The following is a 17,899-nucleotide window of genomic DNA, read 5'->3' as shown; positions in this document are numbered from 1 at the left end:
CATCTGAATCCGGGCCGCCGACCGTTCGGCACCGCCGACACAGTCCGCTACCAGTGCACGAGGTTTTCGAGTTGTCATCACTTGCCCTGCGGTCGACGCCGGTCCGGCTCCCGCGATTACCGTCCTCGCGCTGGGTGCGCCTGGTCTCGCCGGTGTCGATCGTGGCGCTCTGGCAACTCGCCAGCGCCACCGGCGTGCTGCCGGAGCGGCTGCTCGCCGCGCCGACCACGGTGGTGGACACCGCGATCGAGCTTCTCCGCGACGGCACCCTCACCGAGGCGATCTCGGTTTCCCTGCAGCGGGCCGCCATCGGCTTCGGCATCGGCGCGGTGATCGGCGTCGCCCTCGCGGTGATCGCCGGGCTCAGCCTGCTCGGTGAGCACATCGTCGACCCGCCCATGCAGATGCTGCGCACGCTGCCGTTCTACGGCCTGATCCCACTGCTGATCCTGTGGTTCGGCATCGGTGAGCTGCCCAAGATCGTGCTGGTCGCCTTCGGCGTCGCGATTCCGCTCTACCTCAACACCTTCGCCGGAATTCGCGGCGTGGACGGCAAGCTCGCCGAAGTCGCTCGCGTGCAACGACTGTCCCGCCTCGCGACGATCGGCCACATCGTGCTGCCCGGCGCGCTGCCGCAGACCCTGGTCGGACTGCGGCAGTCACTCGGGGTGGCGTGGCTCGCGCTGATCGTCGCCGAACAGGTGAACGCCGATGCGGGCCTGGGCTTTCTGATCAACGACGCCCGGGAGTTCCTGCGCACCGACGTCATCGTGGTCGGGCTGCTGGTCTACAGCGTGCTGGGCCTGCTCACCGACGCCGTGGTCCGGCTGATCGAGAGGAAGGCGCTGGTATGGCGACGCGGGTTCTTGGGGAATTGACGGCCGCGGCGGACGCGCCCGCCGCCGCGCCCGTGGTGGCGCGAATTCGCAAGTTGAGCAAAGCTTTCGGTGATCGGGTGGTGCTGGACGGACTGGATCTCGATATCGAACGAGGCGAGTTCGTCGCGCTGCTGGGGCGCAGCGGGACCGGCAAGTCGACGCTGCTGCGCGCCCTCGCCGGACTGGACCGGTCGCACGACGGCGAACTCACCGTCGCCGGTGACGTGGCCGTCGCGTTCCAGGAACCGCGGCTGGTGCCGTGGAAACGCGTGCACGCCAACCTGACTCTCGGACTGCGGCACAGTAATCCGAAGGCGGCCGCGCGGGCGGCGCTGGCCGAGGTCGGGCTGTCCGAGCGTGCCGATGCCTGGCCGCTGACCCTGTCCGGCGGTGAGGCACAGCGCGCGTCACTGGCGCGGGCGCTGGTCCGCGACCCGGATCTGCTGTTGCTCGACGAACCGTTCAGCGCGCTGGATGCGTTGACCCGCATCACTGTTCACGCCTTGGTGTTGCAGTTGTGGGCGCGGCACCGGCCGAGCGTGCTGCTGGTCACCCACGATGTCGACGAGGCGCTGCTGCTGGCGGACCGCGTGCTCGTGCTCGCGGACGGCCGCATCACCAACGACATTCGCGTCGAGCTGCCGCGGCCGCGCCGCCGCGAGGACTCCCGATTCGTGACACTGCGCCGGGGGCTGCTCGGCGATCTCGGTGTCGCCGCAGCGGAAACCGAAGGAACCACATGATCAGCCGCCGCCTCTTCGCCGCACTCGCTCTCACCGCGCTCGTCGCCACGGCCTGCGGCACCGACGACGGCGAGGACGCCGCCGTCCGCGCCGACGGCAGCGTGGACTTCTCGCAGGTGACACTGCGGCTCGGCGACCAGAAGGGTACCGGGCTGCAGGCGCTGCTGGAATCGGCCGGCGAGTTGAAATCGGTGCCCTACAGGATCGAATGGTCGCAGTACACCTCCGGACCGCCGATGCTGGAGGCGATCAACTCCGGGGCGGTCGATTTCGGCGGCGTGGGGAATTCGCCGCCGATCTTCGCGGCCGCCGCCAAGTCCGCTGTCAAGATCGTGTCGGCGTACCGGGCCGGAACGGCGGGGCAGGCGGTGCTGGTGCCGAAGGATTCGCCGCTCCGCGCGCCCGCGGATCTGAAGGGTAAGAAGGTCGCGGTCGCCAAGGGCAGCTCGTCGCATCACCACCTGCTCACGGTGCTCGACAAGAACGGGCTGTCGTTCGACGACATCCAGCCGCAGTATCTGCAGCCCGCCGACGCACTGGCGGCGCTGAGCACCGGGCGCGTCGACGCCTGGGCGATCTGGGATCCCTACACCGCGCAGGGGCAGTCGCAAACCGGCGCGCGAATCCTGGTGGACGGCACCGGTTATGTGAACGGCGACGCGTTCTTCATCGCGGGAAACAAAGCGCTGGAGAGCAAGTCGCGCACCGAGGCGATCCGCGACCTTCTCGGCCGCATCCAGCGCGCCCACACCTGGGCCGATCGGCATCCCGAACAGTGGGCGCAGACGTGGGGACAGCTCACGGGACTACCCACCGAAGTCACTTTGGTGGCCGCGAAACGTGATCCCTACGAGGATCATCCGCTCGACGCCGCGACCATCGACGCCGAGCAGCAGGTCGCCGACGCCTTCACCGAGGCGAAACTGATTCCGAACAAGGTGCGGGTCTCCGACTTCGTCGACACCCGCTTCAACGACCTCTTCCCCCCGGCCTCCTGAAGGGAGCAGCACGAATGTCCTTATCGTTCCACTGGTTTCTGCCCACCTACGGCGACTCCCGCAACCTGATCGCGGGTGGGCACGGCACCGCGATGTCCGGTGACCGCCCGGCCTCGCTGCGCTATCTGAACCAGATCGCCGGCGCCGCGGAGGAGAACGGCTTCGAGGCCGTGCTCACCCCGACCGGACTGTGGTGCGAGGACGCGTGGCTGACGACGGCCATGCTGGTGGAGACCACCGAGACGCTCAAGTTCCTGGTCGCCTTCCGCCCCGGCATCGTGAGCCCGACGCTGGCCGCGCAGATGGCGGGCACCTACCAGCGGCATTCGCGCGGGCGGCTGCTGCTGAACGTAGTGACCGGCGGCGAGCCGCACGAGCAGCGCGCGTTCGGCGATTTCCTGGACAAGGAGCAGCGCTACCAGCGCACCGGCGAATTCCTGCACGTGGTGCGTGAGCTGTGGCGTTCGCACGAGCCGATCAGCTTCGAGGGCGAGCACATCCGGGTCCAGGACGCGCTGCTCAACAATCACCCCGACCCGGTCCCGCCGATCTTCTTCGGTGGCTCCTCCACGGCGGCCGGGCCGGTGGCCGCCCAGTACGCCGACACCTATCTGACCTGGGGCGAACCACTTTTCGCGGTGAGCAAGAAGCTGGAGTGGATTCGCCGTCTCGCGGTGGACCGCGGCCGCAAGCTCGACTACGGCCTGCGCATCCACGTCATTTCCCGCGACACCTCCGAACAGGCCTGGGCCGAGGCCGACCGGCTGCTCGAGGCCGTCGACCCCGCCGAGATCGAGCGGGTGCAGGCGAGCCTGGCGCGCAGCGAATCCGAAGGTCAGCGCCGCATGCTCGACCTGCACGGTGGCTCCACCGACCGCCTCGAGATCGCCCCGAACCTGTGGGCGGGCGTCGGCCTGGTCCGCGGCGGCGCCGGTACCGCACTGGTCGGCTCCCACGAGGAAGTGGCCGAACGCCTCATCGAATACTCCCGCCTCGGCATCAACCACTTCATCCTCTCCGGCTACCCCCACGTCGAAGAGGCGTACTGGTTCGGCGAGGGCGTCCTACCTCTCCTCCAGCGCCGCGGCCTCTGGAAGCCCCCCGCCCAACGCGAAACCCGCGTCACGGCAACCCCTTTCGCCTCCACCCCCGCCGCCAGCAGCAGCTAGGGACTTCGCCGGGATCCCATCGCTACTTCTTGGCGGCAGCCTTCGCCTGCTTCTTGAATTCCCTTACCTGCGAGAGGGATTCGGCGTCGGTGACGTCCGCGACGGAGCGGTGGGAGCCTTCCTCGCCGTACGCGCCGGCGGCCTCGCGCCAGCCGGCGGGTTGCACGCCGCGCTGTTTGCCGAGGAGGGCGAGGAAGATGCGGGCCTTCTGGTCGCCGAAGCCGGGCAGGGCCTTGAGGCGTTTCAGGACTTCCTTGCCGTCCGGGTCGCCGTCGATCCAGAGGTTCTCGACCTTACCGTCGTAGTTCTCGACGATGTAGCGCGCCAGCTCCTGTACGCGGCGCGCCATGGACCGTCCGTAGCGGTGGATGGCGGGCGGGGTAGCGCCCAGCTCCTCGAACTCCTCCGGATCGACCTCGGCGATCCGGCGGATGTCGAACCCACCCATCCGGTCGGCCAGCTTCTGCGGCCCACGAAACGCATGCTCCATCGGGAACTGCTGATCCAGCAACATCCCCGTCAGCAGCGCGAAGTTGTCGGCCGACAACAGCTTGTCCGCCTCCGGTTCCTGCGCGAGGCACAGTTTGCGGCTCACCATGCCTCGATCATCGCATTCGACACGGGCGCGGTGGTGGCCAACCCGGGACTCGACTGTGCGGCGCGCCGGGGGTTGCGACGGCCGTGTCGTTCGTACCGGCGCGTAGCTTTCTTTCGCGCGTAGGGTGTCGGCATGCCTGACACTATGGCTATATCCACAGTGGCAACGCTGCCGAGGGACAGAACGGCAAGACACATGGCGCCCACACACAGCACCTCGTTCTCCGGGCTGCGGCCGGACCGTTTCGATCGGGACGGCCGGGAGCAGCTCATCGACGTCCGCGACCTGCAGGCCGCGCTGCCCGGGATTCGGCGGTTGCGGCGCTGGGCGCACGAAGCCCTGGCCGCGCGGCCCGGTGAGAGCGCCGTCGACATCGGCTCCGGCACCGGGTCGGAGGTGCTCACGTTCGGTGAGGCGGTCGGGCCCGGTGGGTCGGCTGTCGGGGTGGAACCCGACCCCGAGCTGCTGACGGCGGCGCAGCGCCGCGCGGCCGAGGCCGGGTCGGCGGCCAGATTCGTGCCTGGCGATGCCTACAACCTGCCGCTGGCCAACGAGAGCTGCGATGTCGCCCTGTGTGAACGGGTCTTCCAGCACCTGACCTCCCCCGCCCGCGCCGTGGGTGAGATAGCGCGGGTGCTGCGGCCGGGCGGCCGGGTGGTGCTGATGGACAGCGACTGGGGCACCGCGATCGTGCATCCCGGCGACCGGCACGTGGTGCGCGAGGTGATCGAGACGCTGATCAGCAACACCACCGACCCGTTCGCCGGGCGTCGGCTGCCGGGCCTGCTCACCCACGCGGGTCTGGAGATCGACGACCACGGCTCGCACGCGCTGGTCCAGGACCCCGCGATCGGCGCGGGAGCCCTGGTGGGCCGCGTCTCGGCCATGGCGGTGGCCCGCGGCGCGATCACCGAACAGCAACGCACCCAGCTGCTCGCCGACCTCGACGCGGGCGCCCGCACCGGCGATATCCACCTGTCCGTGACCATCTTCGCGGTGCTCGCCCACAAGCCCGGCTAACCCCGACCAACACAGCCGACGAAACCGCCGCCGTTGCCAGACAACGGCGGCGGCTTCATGAACGCACTACTACTCGGTCGGAACCCGTCGCTCAGAACGGGCAACGGAACAAGTCCTACTTGCCGAGGTGCTTCTCGGTCGCGGCCAGCAGGACACACGTGGCCAGACCGTGCATCGCGGCTTCCAGATCCGACAGGGACGGGAAGCTCGGGGCGATGCGAATGTTCTTGTCCTCCGGGTCTTTTCCGTAGGGGAACGCCGAACCCGCCGGGGTGAGGGCGATTCCGGCCTCCTTGGCCAGCTGCACCACCTTGGCCGCGGTGCCCTCCAGGACGTCGAGGCTGACGAAGTAGCCGCCCTTGGGCTCGGTCCAGGACGCGACCTTGGAGGCGCCCAGCCGCTCCTCCAGGATGCGCAGCACCAGTTTGAATTTCGGCTCCAGGATGGCGCGGTGCTTCTGCATGTGCGTGCGCACGCCCTCGGCGTCGCCGAAGAAACGCAGGTGCCGCAGCTGGTTGATCTTGTCCGGGCCGATGCTCTTCTTCGACAGGTGTTTCAGGTACCACTCCAGATTCGCGGCCGATCCGCCGATGAAGCTGACACCCGACCCGGCGAAGGTGATCTTCGAAGTGGAGGCGAAGACGAAGGGGCGGTTGGGGTTACCGGCGGCCGCGGCCATCCCGAGCACGTCCAGCACCGGCGCCGCGGTGTCGGTCAGCGGGTGCACCGCGTACGCGTTGTCCCAGAACAGCCGGAAGTCCGGCGCCGCGGCGGGCATCGAAACCAGCTCGCGCACAACGTCTTCGGAGAAGGTGACGCCGGTGGGGTTGGAATAGTTGGGCACCGCCCACAGACCCTTGATCTGCGGATCGGCCGCCACCAGCTGCGCGATGGCGCGCACGTCCGGGCCGTCGTGGTGCATGGCGACCGGGATCATCTCGATGCCGAGGGACTGGGTGATCGCGAAATGCCGGTCGTAACCCGGTGCGGGACAGACGAATTTGATCGGCTCGTCCGCCCAGCGCCGCGGCGAATCGGTGGTGCCGTGCAGCATCGCGTAGACGATGACATCGTGCATCAGTTCCAGGCTGGCGTTGTTGCCGGCGAGCAGGTTCTCGACCGGGATGCCGAGCAGTTCGCCGAAGATGGCGCGCAGCTCCGGAAGACCGTGCAGGCCACCGTAATTGCGGCAGTCGGTGCCGGAGCCGTCGCGGAACTCGCCCGCCCCGGGCAGCGTCAGCAGCTCGGCGGACAGGTCGAGTTGTTCCGGCGACGGCTTGCCGCGCGTGATATCCAGCGTGAGCTTCTCGGCCTGGAGCTTCGCGTAGTTCGCGGTCTGCGTCTCGTGTTCGGACACGAGTTCCGCTTGGCTCATCAAACCGATCTGCGTTTGCCGGGGCATCCTGAGCAGCCTTTCAAGCAGCGAGGTACAGGGTTGCGGGCCGGGTGCTTCTGGCCCCGGTCCAGCCGACCACGTTACCCGCCGCGCAAGGTGTGGTGCATACGACTTTCGGAACTTCCGGCCGCCCCCGGGCCGCAGAGAGATTAAGGGGACCCCGCGCACCCGGCAGAGCCCGTTGACCCTTGCTGCCTTCCGGCCCTGGGGGAGTTCACAGGATGCGCGCCGCGCGGGATCCATCGGCAAGTGTAGCGACTGTCTCGCCCAGTACCGAACCGGACCCTCACGACCCGCTTCACCACGGCAAACACCGCGACCGGCGGCGCACCGGGGTCTGCGGTTCGCTGCCCCCACAACTGGCATCGCGACTTGGAGCGCCCGAATGGCTACGATCTGTGCGACATTTCGAGGGGGCTTCCGCGCCACAACCGGAGGATTTGAGCAGTGACAGGCACCAACCCACCGCACGACCGGGATCAGCCGGCGCAGAGCGGGCAATCCAATGAAACGCAGTGGTGGTCGACGCCCATGTCGAGCCCGGACAACCCGATCTCGGGCGCGGATCCGACCGTGTACGGCGGCGGACAGGGACCGGTGACGGGCACCGACCCGACCGTGTACGGCGGCGGGCAGGGCCCGGTCACCGGTACCGACCCCACCGTGCTCGGCGCCGGTTTCGACAACTACCTGGGCACGCCGCAGCCGCAGTACCAGCAGCAGAGCCAGCCGCAGTATCCGCAGCAGCCGCAGCCCGGCTATCCGGCGCCGCCGTACGGTGGCACGCCCTACCAGCAGCCGTATCAGGGCGGGTATCCGCCCAAGAAGAGCAACGCGACCCCGTGGATCATCGGTGGTGTGCTGGGTCTGGTCGTGCTCGTCGGCGTCGTCATCGGCATCGTGGCCCTCGCCGCCAAGGACGACAGCGGCAGCAGCGGTAGCGGGGCGACCGGAACGGACAAGAAGACCGACGGTAACTACTCGATGGCCAACATCAACGACGCGTGCGCGCTGGTCGACACCACGGTGCTGCGCAAGTGGGCGCCCACCCCCGACGGCGCCAACGAGCACACCGAACGCCAGCCCGACGCCAGCTACGGCGGCGGTTCGCTGGAGTGCCGCGCGTCCTACACCGGCGCCGGGAAGTACGGCTCCGACGGCTCGGACCTGGACTTCGAGGCCGATTTCCAGTCGAAGTACGGCACCCCCGGCTTCAACAACTGGAAGGACTACGACACCAAGACCACCGGCAGCGGCCGCACCTCCGGCACCATCGCCGGCCTCGGCCAAGACGCCTACTACGCCGTCTACGAGCAGAACTACTCCAGCTTCGTCAGCACCGACTACACCTGCGCGGTCCTCGACTCCAACCTCTCCGCCAAGGTGAAGATCTCCATCGACTCCTCCTCCCCGGTCAACAAGGAGGATGTCGGCACGGTGTGCAAGGAGCAGTTGAAGAAGGCGCTCACAGCCCTGCACAAGTAGCCGAGGCCGATCCGTTGGCAGGAAATTGCCGGCACGGAACGGCCAGGTAGCGTCCACCAACGCAGAACCGCCGGTAGAGGTTTCTACCGGCGGTTCGCAGCGGAGGATGCGGGATTCGAACCCCGGACCCTGACCACCGGAAATGTCTTTCATCTGCGACCTCACCGGATCTCGGCGCTTGGGTGACCTGGAGATCACTCGAGCCGTGTTGACCAGGTCAACAGGTACGCCGAGCTGCGCTCGGACGTGCAGCGCCGGTAGCCTGCACATGTGGTTGTCGGGTCGCGCCGCGCTCTCGAGGATGCCGTCCAGACGGCGTGATCCGCAGAGACCAGCGGTCGTCGGATTGGGCTGAGCGTGACTTCGCCGAGGGCCAGTCCGCTGTGACGGCCTGTGTCGTCCAAAACTATCTCGGCGGGGTGATCGTAAGACTCCGTCGCCACCTTGCCGAGCGGCAAACGGTCTCCCACTCTTGTGAACCCCTCCCGGTACGACAGCAGGCATGCGTTGATCCAACGATGAGCTGCAGCGATGCCGTCGCCCGCAGTCGTGGCAGCTTGAGCGGCATCCGCGTGGTACCGGCGGGCGGCCGGCCATCGACCGGCGTCGTAATAGACCAGCTCGCCGCGGTCATCATCTCGGCAGCGGCACCGGTCAATGCCTTGCCGACGCGATCGGTGTAGCTGCCGTGGTCGAGCAGCTGCTCGACATACCGGGCTTCGTTGGCGGCAAGATCGCACAGCCGGTCTCCTCCGGCCATCAGCTGTAGTTGATGAATCTCGTTGACGCTCCCGACGATTCGCTCAACATCCGACCGGCCAACACTCGAGGCGGAGGACGCTGTGGCTTGCCGTCCCGATAGAGCGGCAGCACCAACAGTTGCCGCTCCGGCCTCATGAACTGGCGACGTTCCATGTCCGCCTCCTCGTCCGATTCGACCACCAGCACGGTCAGCGGCACTTGCAGTGCCTTGGCAACGCGGCGCAGGACGCAGATATCGTAAACGGCTGGTCCGTCGTGCCCTAACTGCGAGACAGCAGGCTGTGTGAGATGGAGAAGCGCCCCAGCTCCGTCTGTGTCATGCCGATGGTTTACGGATCCGCCCAATTGTCTGACCGGTCGGGATATGCACGTCGGATGCCACCGCCACATCGGTGAGTCGTCGTCAATAGTGCGGCACGATACCCGTTCCCGGCAGAGTTTCGCACTTGGCGGCAACTCCATACACGAATTTCCATTTGTTTCAGAAGGATCGGCCGATACGCGGATGAAATGGGGACTTTCCCGAAGCTACCTTCAGCCTCGGCCCACCGTCGGGTCGTATCTGACTCCCCCGATCCGGCTCCCCGGCGGCGGGTGCCCACCACCGACCGGCAGAGGGAGGCAACGGGCAATGAGGGCAGAACCCACAGCGCTCGCATGGATAGATCTTGCCGTCAGCCCGTGGTCGGAGTTGGAGACCACCCGAATCGGCAGGCTCGCAAGACAACTCGGATATCACCTGTATTGGCCCGGGCCGTCCATCCTCTCCTTGGTCGATCAGGTGCGGGCCGCGGATGTCGGCGCCGTGATCGCCCGTCTCCCACGCACTTCGACATGATCCAGCTGCACGCGCTGATGTGCATCGTGGACGTGGAACCGCGTACCGCCGAATGAGTTTCGCCTGGTGGATGACCTTCCCGTGCGAGGTGGGACAGGTATGAGTACCGGGCGGCCTGGTCGGGTGATCGCGGGGTTGCTCGCGATCTCCACGGGCGTCGAGTATCTGCTAACGGGCCGACCACGAATACGAGCGGCACGATAGCGAGGCACCGACGCAGATGCTGTGGAAAGTGGAGGTCGGCACTCCGAAGTCGCCCAGCAAATCGCCACAGACCACTCGTCGTGATAGCCATTCGATAGCCGCTGTGGTCCGGACGGAAGTGTGATCGGCCTCTCCTCCGTACCGGCTGTATCATCAGTCCTTGTTTCCAGGGCCTGAGGGGTACAGCCGTGTCTGTATGGAGGGGGAAGCAGTGCAGGTTGATCCGGACGCGTTGCGGGCGTGGGCGAAGTGGCTGGACGGGCTGTCGGGGGATATCAAGGGCCTGGCCGATAGCGTCGCGGGGGCCGCGGCGGATGATCTGTTTCCCGGTACCGAGCTGGGCGGCAGCGTCAACGCTGCACGGGACCAGGTCAAGAGCGCCCTCGCGTTCTTCTCGACCCGCCCGGCCGAGATGGCGCAGATCGCCAAGGGCACCGGCGACTCGTACCAGATCGAAGAGACGTTCTTCGCCGACCAGCTGCGCGCAATGGGCGGGCTGCAATGAGCCCCGGCCAGACACTGCTCATCTCCCAAGTCGAGAAATGGAACCCAGCAGCGCTGGGCACCGACGCCACCAGCTTCGCCAACCTGGTGACCAAGGGCGACGAGCATCTGCAGTCCATGCTCACCACACAGGACGACCTCGCCGAATCATGGAAGGGTGCCGCCGCGGACGCCGCCGCCCGGCGGGTGACGAACGAGAAAACCGCCGGCAGCCACCTGATGGGCACGATCCTCGGGCTCAAAGACACGTACACCCGCTATCAGACCGCGCTGACCGACGCCCGGCAACAGGTCATCGACAAACGCAACCTCATCCAGGGCATGGGATTCGAGGTCGCCGACAACGGCACAGTGACCGCGAACGCGAAGATCCAGGCGGTCAAAGCCGCCGGCGGCCGCAACCCGAACAACGACGCAGACCCGGGCGTCGTCGCGGGAGCGATCCTGCAAATCGAGCACGAGGCCGCGCAACAGCAACTGGCGATGGTGACCGCACTACAGCACGCCGACAACACAGCGACCGCGGCGAAAACCGCGATCGACGCCGCCAAAGCCGAGATCTCCCGCGTCTCGTTGCTCGAGGCACCGTCGAAGACCATCCGCACCCTGTATCCCGGGCTGACGCACCCTGACACCGCGAAACCGTCCGAGCTGCCACCGAACTGGCAGCTGCTCGGCGAGACCATGAAACTCGACCAAGGCATTCCGATCACCGTCACCGAACCGGACGGATCAACGAAGACCATCACACCCAATCCAGACGGCACACTCACCGTCGCCAGCTCGATCCAGCAGCCGGACGGATCAACCGTCACCACAGCCAGCACCGACGGAAAACCGCCCTCCACAACGGTATCGACTCCACGCACCGACGGCTCCGGCATTGTGGACACAACGATCACCGGCGCAGACGGGAAACAGCAGCGCTTGCAGACTCTCCCGCAGGGCAACGGCCGGTCGATTACGCGCACAGTGAACGACGATGGTTCGCTCGGCGCGAAGGTGTCGGAGTCGTACCCCGGCCCGAACGGTGGATTCATCACAGACGTCGAGGGCCAGAACGGGGCATTCGATCGTGAATGGAGGCGTCCGGACGGATTTCGGGAAATCGAACGCTATGTGGCGGGCACGGACGGGCAGCCAAAGCTGATCGAGATGACGAACTCCGACGGAACGCGGTCGCTACTCAACGCCGATGGTTCGATCGATACGAGATTGCCGGGCGGCGGAGTAGCGAAGACCATCACTCACGATGGCATTATCCTGACAAAGTTCCCGGATGATTCTCTGCTGACCTACGATCCGAGCAAGAATCCGGACGGTTCATTGAAAATCGAGCCGTGGGATGTCGTGAGATCGTGGGGTTCCCAGCAGTTGAGTCAAGGAGTCGATTCCGCGGGGGATAATTGGCAGCAGCACCCGGATGCCAGCAAAATCGGCATAGGCAGTGATGGTGCTGGCGAGGCTGTCAAGCAGTACGGAAAGACCATGGCAGATGGTGCGGCACAGGCGGCACAACGCTCTGCGGATTCGTCTGCGCGGGCCCTTTCACTGATCGAATCGGGACAGCCTGGTGCGGGACGCGCCATGGTGGATGCGATGGACCATGCTTCGGACGCTGCGAGTGGAGCCTCCCGAGCCGAAGCACTTGCGAAGGGCGCCAAAATCGGTGGCGGTGGAGCTACTGCACTGCTCAATGTCTATACAAATGTCCACGACGTTGTCTATGACCATAAGGGGATCTACGAGGCAGCCGGGAACGCGACAGGTGGCACCGTCGGCGGAATCAGTGGTGCGGCTGCTGGCGCATGGGCCTTGGGAGGGATCGGAACGCTCACGGGGCCGGCAGCACCGGCAGCGGTTCCGATTCTCGCCACTATCGGCGCAATGGGAGGCGGCTACCTCGGTGGTGCGGGTGGCGCTTACGTCGGTGACAAGGCAGGAACCGGCGTCCGGGAACTCTTCGAATAGGGAGCACGATACGACATGCCGCAAGACCAGATTGCACCGTTGGACTGGCCACGTGGGTACGGGAGCCCGAAGCGCAAACCCGCGATCATCTTCGGCATCCCCTTTTTATCAATCGGTACCCTCTTCTTCGGCGCAATGCTCATTGCCGCTGTAAGCGCAGGAAACGTCCTACAGATCATCTTCCACGCGGGCGGCACGGTCGTGTCAGCCAGCGCCGTTGCCGCCTTAGTCTCCGTGTGGAGCGTCCGCCCGACCCGGCTACCACGAAAGACCACGACTGATTCCGCGCTGGTATTGCCGATGGCGCGGCCATTCAGCGTTTCCCTGCTCGTACTGCTGATTTCGGGAGCGGTATTCCTAGTGGCATATGCGATTTCCCTGCTAGTCCGCGACGACCGTTCGAGCGCTAGTAACGCGCGCGACTACGCTGTGGCGGGAATGCTGATAGTCACCGTGATTGCCACAGCATTGCTGGCTTTCCACTACATAACCATTCTGCGCAGTGACTGCAAACTTGCCATCGGCCCCGAATGCGTCGAGTTGAATAATGGATCGATCCGTCAAGTACTCGATTGGTCGGAAATTTCCGATGTCGAAGCCTCGGCCAATTACAACAATCCCGTCCTGCTCATCAAGCCTTCTACACGGGATTCTTTGAGAATTCTGTCGAGTTCCTTCGTCGTGCGTCGGCTCAGCCCTCAATATCTCCGCAACATGACCATCGACGTCCACTTCTTCCGAATCGACCCGGCGCTCCTGTACCACCTGATCCGCTTCTACTGGCAGCACCCGGAAGCTCGGCACGAACTGGCGTCCGAGGCAGCGACTGATCGGATACAGCGCGGCGAGCTGACCAGCTGACAACGACGAGACTGCCCCAGCCGAGTGTTCGGCTGAAACAGATTCGTGTGTACCGTCGTGCTCGGCGGAGGTGAGTCTATGGCTTGGCGGCGCGGACGTAGCCGAGGGAGCGCGTATCCGAATTGGGTCTTACGCGAGAGTAATTGTGGATAGTTGGACCATCATCTGCCAGAATTGTCGAGGGCCTTCCAGCTGGCAATGTCGACGTTGTCAGCCCAGTGGGCCTCGATCAGGTCAACATAACACTAGGATGGGCGTCGGCACCTCCGCGTATCATGGCTGGCCAGCCCAAAGCGCAGTGGTACACCCCCGTCGCCATACTCCCGGAAGCCGATCTAGTACTGGAACTCTGGCAGAGTACAACCGCCCCATGGAGTTCATTCGGGGATGCAAACTTGACACCGACGGGACACTAATGCCATTTCGTATAAATGCCGATACTCTTGCTAACATTGCCAGCTTCATTGGCGCTACCCCCGACGACCTTCGTAGCGCAAAGCGGATGGACGCGGCAGCGAAGCTGGAAAACGATGACCCGACCAACTCTCATCCTGGCCCTCTGCCAGTCCTCCCCGAAATGCGCCTGATGCCCCTGTCCGTAGTGGACTGAATGCGGCTTTAGACATCCATCCAGGGAAGAGAGCCTTGGGACTAACTGCCAAAGAGCGACAGGCTCTCTTGAAAGCAAGAAACTAGATTGCCCCTGGCCAGAGCAAGCTGGACTTTACCGATGACGTACTGGTGGCGCTCACAGAGTTTATCGCAGATGACGAGCTGCGCACATTTCACGTCAGGATCGATTAGATACCTCGACCCGAGCAATTGAAAGTCAGCGCACTCGTCACGGAATTTCAATTGCAGGTCATGTATCTCCATTGCCCTTGGCATTACAAATGAAACCGAATACGAGAACCTGCCACCAGACGTCCCACGACCGTATCCGCTGCCCGTGAAGGTGTACCACCAATCCTTCAGATTTTCCAGCACCGAGCCTTGATCCCCATTGGCCATATTCGGTGACAGCAAACTGCAGTTGCGCAGCGCCCTGACTGCACGAAACCGGGCCGCGATCACAGCGACCCGGTTCACAGCGGCGCCAGCTACGCCTATCAACCTCGGGCCAGTTGTCAGGCGGACGGCTGTCGAGAAAATCACGCACGATCCTGCGGGAGATGTCGGTACCGCGAGCCGCAGGCCCGGTGCCGCACAGCTCGGTAGCGTCCGGCGCGAACGCGGGCAAATCGGTGACGGTGTAGTGGCCGCCGCCGCGTACTGTCGTCAGCTGGAATCTCCCAGGCGCGAACCCGAGCCACGAAATGTGCACCATCGCCCCGGACGCGAGTAGCAGCACCGGCCGGTCCACCTCCGGGGCGTCGATGACCTGGTTCCATCCAGCCGAGCCATCGAGCACCACCGCAGCTTCGGCCCGGGTGTCCTGCGCCATCAATGTCACCGCGGTGAGGCCGCCGTAGGAGTGCCCGACCATAGACGCACTCGAGGACCAGCTGGCCGCCGACGAACGGAAGGTCCGGAAGCCGGTCGAGGACGAGGCGGGCGTCGGCGACCCGGGTGTCGAGCTGGGCGCGCAATACACCGGGTCGTCGGCATTCGGCAGCTGCCGAGCACGACGCCGCCGGGCGTCTCCACCGTGGGCGCTTCGCCCGTGTGGTGTGCGTGGCCTGCTGGGCGGCGGTGAGGATGTCGAGGGCCTCGTCGGGCCCGACGAGATCGAGCAGGACCTGCCATTCCAGGGCGGCGGCGTGGTCCTCGAACGACTGGGAGGTCTGCTTGCCGTGGTGACGAAAGGACCTGGTGTAGGCGGAGCCGTCTTTGCGTGTGCGGATTGAGATGCTGGACAACGGGGTGCACCTTCAACATGTGCGCCGACATCCCCTCAGACACCGCGGTGTCGACCTGCGAGCCGGGGACGCTGTGAAAAGCGCCCCCAGCCTGCGGTTCCATGGCGGAGGATGCGGGATTCGAACCCGCGAGGGCTGTTAACCCAACCCGCGTTCCAGGCGAGCGCCATAGGCCACTAGGCGAATCCTCCGCGCAGGAGCATACCGGCCTGGGCATGTGTGTGTAAAAACGGGCTGTGCCGGACCGGGTTATGCCACGGCGGCGGGGGTCAGGCTGCGGGGGTCAGGCGACGGCGGCGGGAACCGAGTGGGGGTCGCGGCCGGTGATGGTGAGTATGCGGTCGAGGAGGGTGGCGTCGGGGGGTGGGGTGACGGGGGCGCCCCACAGGGCGGGGGATGGGGGCGGCGGGGACGAAGGCGGTGACGTGATCGAGGCAGGCGCGCAAGGTCGGTTCGGGGAGGCGGAACGGGCGGCCCAGGGCCGTAGCCAGGTCCCAGCCGTGCACGACCATCTCGGTGAACGCGATCTTCCCCCACACCTCGTTGGGCAAGGCGAGCCCACCCGCCTCCGTCGTACCCACCCAGGCGGCAGGGTTGTCCCAAGCCATCCCCAGCGCCCGCACCTGCGCCGCGACCACACGCAAGTAGTCGGTGGACGGCGCAGCGGCGAGATCGCCGACGGCGACAGCCGCCACGCCCCGCCCCTCCCCCGCACGCCCATCGGCCCGGCTGTCCGTCGTAGCGGCACGGACCGCCTGCACGGGCGGGTCGGCTGGGCCGCTCGCGCTGCCGGTAGCGCGCCGCGGCACCGCGCTTCGCGAGGTTTCGATGGTCGCACCGCTGCTCACCAGTTCGCTTGCGCCCCTCGCTGTTTCCGCGATGTGCGAGACCAGATTTCTCACCGTGTACTCGGTGCACGGGGTCGGGAGGCAGAGCTGAAACCCGGAGATGCCCTCGAGCAGATCGATCATGGTGTGGCAGGCCGGTTTCAGGTCGATCATGACGTTCGCTTCCTGTTCGGCACGGTCGGGCGTGGGAACCCCGCAGAAGTAGACGGTCGCGGAGTGCCGAAATCATCGGTCGAGAAGACGGCTAGGGCGCGGTGGGTTGCGAGCGTAGCGCGTCGACCACCTCGCTCAACGCGGTGTCGAGCAGGTTCGCGTAGTTGTCCACAGCTGTGACGGCCGCCGGATCGGCGTGAATCGACACGGCCACTGTGGCGCCCAGGCCGTGGACGCCGTGGGTGAGGTGCATGACGGTGCCGAGGGCCGGGAAACCGGCGGTGAATCGGACGCGGCCGCCGCCGAGGGTCAGGTCGGCCGGGCCGCGATTCACACTGGAGACGACCGTATGACCGGAGAGGGCGTCGGGTACCAGATCCATCGGATACGTGGCGATGTCGCGGCGTAGCACGGGCGCGGGCAGCGCATCGGTGACGCGGTCCCGGGCCGCGAACAGCGGGTGCGCGGCACGAATTCGGCGCAGCTCGAGGTCGGCGGCGATACGGTCGGCGCGTCGGCACGGATCCGGCTCGGTGCCATACAGTTCGACGCCGACATCGCGGTAATTGTTGCGCGAGTGGGTATTTCGATCCGGACGCGCCATCGAGACCTGCGCCGCGAGCGCGGCAGGCGACTCACCGCACGATTCGAGATACCGGGTCAGCGCCGCGCCGATCGCCGTCAGCACCGTCACGGTGACGGTGCGCCCAGGAACGTGCAGGTCATCCCGAACGAGTATGCGAACCACGTGCGCGGCCGGTGCCGGCGACCGGTTGAGCGACGTGGGCGGGTAGTCGGCGGCAGGCCGCGGCACCTCGCCTCGCTCGGTGAGTTCCGCCAGCTTTCGACGCGCCCGCTCGGCGGCGATACCCCGGACCACCGTGCGCCCTGATGCAACCGGAAACATCGACAACGAAGCGAACTCCCGCGCAACATCTTTCATCCGGTCAGCGGCCCCACCCGCCGAGCAATCGGCGTCCGACCTGTCCACACCGATCCCCAGCCCGTCGCGATCGTGTTCGCCGGTCCTGTCCGCGCGGGCAGGCAGGGACTCGGCAGTGCCCCCCACCTCCGTGAACAATGCGCGGGCGACGGAGGCGGCGCGGCGGCCGTCGGCGAGTGCGTGTGAGAGCTGGAGAACCGCGACGAGAGCGGGATCGTCACCGCCCGGCGCGCCGAGCACGCCGCGGAACAGGTGTAGCCGCCATGGGCACCGCGCGGCGTCCACACCGTCGGTGAGCAGGTCCCCCAGTGCCGCAACGATATTCGTCCAGGTTGGCGCGGCGAAGGCAGGTTCGGTGATCGGGGCGGCGCCGAAATCGGCGGGAACCCAGGAGGGATAGGCGAACCGCCGCTCCCGCACCCGCACCGAGAGGTCGGCGATGCGCCGGGCACGCTCGGCCAGCCCCGCACACAGGACATCGGACGGCACCCCGGTGTCGGTGAAGCAGTACAGCAGGAACAGGTCGTTGCACGTCCGGCGGGACAACCAGTACCTGGTCGCGTCCTGGGGCGTCAGCGCATCCACGCCGCAGACGATATCCCGCGAAGCCATGGATCGGCCCGGACGGAAGTGCTACCGTCTGTAGTAGAAGATCAGTTCTCTCCCTGG

General features: G+C 66.2%; 16 protein-coding genes, 1 tRNA gene, 1 other RNA gene and 1 pseudogene. 10 read left to right on the top strand and 9 right to left on the bottom strand.

Features of this window, described 5'->3' with window-relative positions:
* Window positions 1–71: 71 nt before the first annotated feature.
* Genes NWFMUON74_RS01180 through NWFMUON74_RS01165 form a run of 4 tightly spaced genes read left to right on the top strand, consistent with a single transcriptional unit; the run spans window position 72 to window position 3,788 of the window.
* Window positions 72–878: an ABC transporter permease gene (locus tag NWFMUON74_RS01180; RefSeq protein WP_232110780.1), complete on the top strand. Its 807-nt coding sequence runs from the start codon at window positions 72–74 to the stop codon at window positions 876–878.
* Window positions 851–1,621: an ABC transporter ATP-binding protein gene (locus NWFMUON74_RS01175; RefSeq protein WP_187686177.1), complete on the top strand. Its 771-nt coding sequence runs from the start codon at window positions 851–853 to the stop codon at window positions 1,619–1,621. Before NWFMUON74_RS01180 ends, NWFMUON74_RS01175 begins: the two co-directional genes overlap by 28 nt.
* On the top strand, window positions 1,618–2,619 hold the full coding sequence (locus tag NWFMUON74_RS01170; protein WP_187686176.1) for an ABC transporter substrate-binding protein: 1,002 nt from the start codon (window positions 1,618–1,620) through the stop codon (window positions 2,617–2,619). The genes NWFMUON74_RS01175 and NWFMUON74_RS01170 overlap by 4 nt, the downstream gene beginning before the upstream one ends.
* A 14-nt stretch (window positions 2,620–2,633) precedes the next feature.
* Window positions 2,634–3,788 (top strand): LLM class flavin-dependent oxidoreductase, encoded by a 1,155-nt coding sequence (locus NWFMUON74_RS01165; RefSeq protein ID WP_187686175.1) that lies wholly within the window; start codon window positions 2,634–2,636, stop codon window positions 3,786–3,788.
* A gap of 22 nt (window positions 3,789–3,810) precedes the next feature.
* Here the strand turns inward: NWFMUON74_RS01165 and NWFMUON74_RS01160 are convergent, their stop codons facing one another.
* Complete coding sequence (locus tag NWFMUON74_RS01160; protein ID WP_187688838.1) at window positions 3,811–4,383, bottom strand: HhH-GPD-type base excision DNA repair protein; 573 nt, start codon at window positions 4,381–4,383, stop codon at window positions 3,811–3,813.
* Window positions 4,384–4,581: 198 nt separating this feature from the next.
* Here NWFMUON74_RS01160 and NWFMUON74_RS01155 point away from each other — a divergent pair, with 198 nt between their 5' ends.
* Window positions 4,582–5,406, top strand: a complete 825-nt coding sequence (locus NWFMUON74_RS01155; RefSeq protein ID WP_187686174.1) for a methyltransferase domain-containing protein — start codon at window positions 4,582–4,584, stop codon at window positions 5,404–5,406.
* 115 nt (window positions 5,407–5,521) lie between these two features.
* Here the strand turns inward: NWFMUON74_RS01155 and NWFMUON74_RS01150 are convergent, their stop codons facing one another.
* Together NWFMUON74_RS01150 and ffs are read right to left on the bottom strand one after the other, a co-directional pair.
* Window positions 5,522–6,808, bottom strand: coding sequence for an aspartate aminotransferase type Ic (locus NWFMUON74_RS01150; RefSeq protein ID WP_187686173.1), 1,287 nt, complete (start codon window positions 6,806–6,808; stop codon window positions 5,522–5,524).
* Between the two features lie 143 nt (window positions 6,809–6,951).
* Window positions 6,952–7,046: signal recognition particle sRNA small type (gene ffs, locus NWFMUON74_RS01145), an RNA gene on the bottom strand.
* A gap of 287 nt (window positions 7,047–7,333) precedes the next feature.
* Between ffs and NWFMUON74_RS01140 the strand changes: the two genes are divergently transcribed.
* Entirely contained in the window at window positions 7,334–8,287 is a 954-nt protein-coding gene (locus tag NWFMUON74_RS01140; RefSeq protein WP_187686172.1) for a hypothetical protein, read from the top strand.
* Window positions 8,288–8,604: 317 nt separating this feature from the next.
* Window positions 8,605–8,679, top strand: a pseudogene (locus tag NWFMUON74_RS36800) (hypothetical protein); the annotation flags it as partial.
* A 14-nt stretch (window positions 8,680–8,693) separates the two neighbouring features.
* On the opposite strand, the gene NWFMUON74_RS01135 reads toward NWFMUON74_RS36800, so the two are convergent.
* The gene (locus NWFMUON74_RS01135) at window positions 8,694–9,047 is read right to left on the bottom strand and encodes a hypothetical protein (RefSeq protein WP_187686171.1); all 354 of its coding nucleotides are present in this window, start codon (window positions 9,045–9,047) and stop codon (window positions 8,694–8,696) included.
* Window positions 9,047–9,247 carry a hypothetical protein gene (locus NWFMUON74_RS01130; RefSeq protein WP_187686170.1) on the bottom strand — a complete coding sequence of 67 codons (201 nt, stop codon included), beginning with the start codon at window positions 9,245–9,247 and terminating at the stop codon, window positions 9,047–9,049. Before NWFMUON74_RS01130 ends, NWFMUON74_RS01135 begins: the two co-directional genes overlap by 1 nt.
* A 1,040-nt stretch (window positions 9,248–10,287) precedes the next feature.
* On the opposite strand from NWFMUON74_RS01130, the gene NWFMUON74_RS01125 reads away from it, so the two are divergent.
* The 3 genes from NWFMUON74_RS01125 to NWFMUON74_RS01115 are packed head-to-tail and all read left to right on the top strand — an operon-like array spanning window position 10,288 to window position 13,427.
* The gene (locus tag NWFMUON74_RS01125; RefSeq protein WP_232110779.1) at window positions 10,288–10,596 is read left to right on the top strand and encodes a hypothetical protein; all 309 of its coding nucleotides are present in this window, start codon (window positions 10,288–10,290) and stop codon (window positions 10,594–10,596) included.
* Window positions 10,593–12,566, top strand: coding sequence for a hypothetical protein (locus NWFMUON74_RS01120; protein ID WP_187686168.1), 1,974 nt, complete (start codon window positions 10,593–10,595; stop codon window positions 12,564–12,566). The genes NWFMUON74_RS01125 and NWFMUON74_RS01120 overlap by 4 nt, the downstream gene beginning before the upstream one ends.
* 15 nt (window positions 12,567–12,581) lie before the next feature.
* Window positions 12,582–13,427, top strand: a complete 846-nt coding sequence (locus NWFMUON74_RS01115) for a hypothetical protein (RefSeq protein WP_187686167.1) — start codon at window positions 12,582–12,584, stop codon at window positions 13,425–13,427.
* Between the two features lie 862 nt (window positions 13,428–14,289).
* On the opposite strand, the gene NWFMUON74_RS01110 is transcribed toward NWFMUON74_RS01115, so the two are convergent.
* The 4 genes from NWFMUON74_RS01110 to NWFMUON74_RS01095 form a co-directional block, all read right to left on the bottom strand.
* On the bottom strand, window positions 14,290–14,871 hold the full coding sequence (locus tag NWFMUON74_RS01110; RefSeq protein WP_187686166.1) for a hypothetical protein: 582 nt from the start codon (window positions 14,869–14,871) through the stop codon (window positions 14,290–14,292).
* 517 nt (window positions 14,872–15,388) lie between these two features.
* Window positions 15,389–15,477, bottom strand: a tRNA-Ser gene (locus NWFMUON74_RS01105).
* Window positions 15,478–15,555: 78 nt separating this feature from the next.
* Window positions 15,556–16,287 (bottom strand): maleylpyruvate isomerase N-terminal domain-containing protein, encoded by a 732-nt coding sequence (locus NWFMUON74_RS01100; protein WP_187686165.1) that lies wholly within the window; start codon window positions 16,285–16,287, stop codon window positions 15,556–15,558.
* 91 nt (window positions 16,288–16,378) lie between these two features.
* Entirely contained in the window at window positions 16,379–17,815 is a 1,437-nt protein-coding gene (locus NWFMUON74_RS01095) for a WS/DGAT/MGAT family O-acyltransferase (RefSeq protein WP_187686164.1), read from the bottom strand.
* Window positions 17,816–17,899 lie beyond the last annotated feature (84 nt).

Source organism: Nocardia wallacei (assembly GCF_014466955.1).
Taxonomy (GTDB): Bacteria; Actinomycetota; Actinomycetes; order Mycobacteriales; family Mycobacteriaceae; genus Nocardia; species Nocardia wallacei.
Note: the sequence above shows the minus strand (reverse complement) of the source record. Positions and strands in the feature narration are given on the sequence as shown.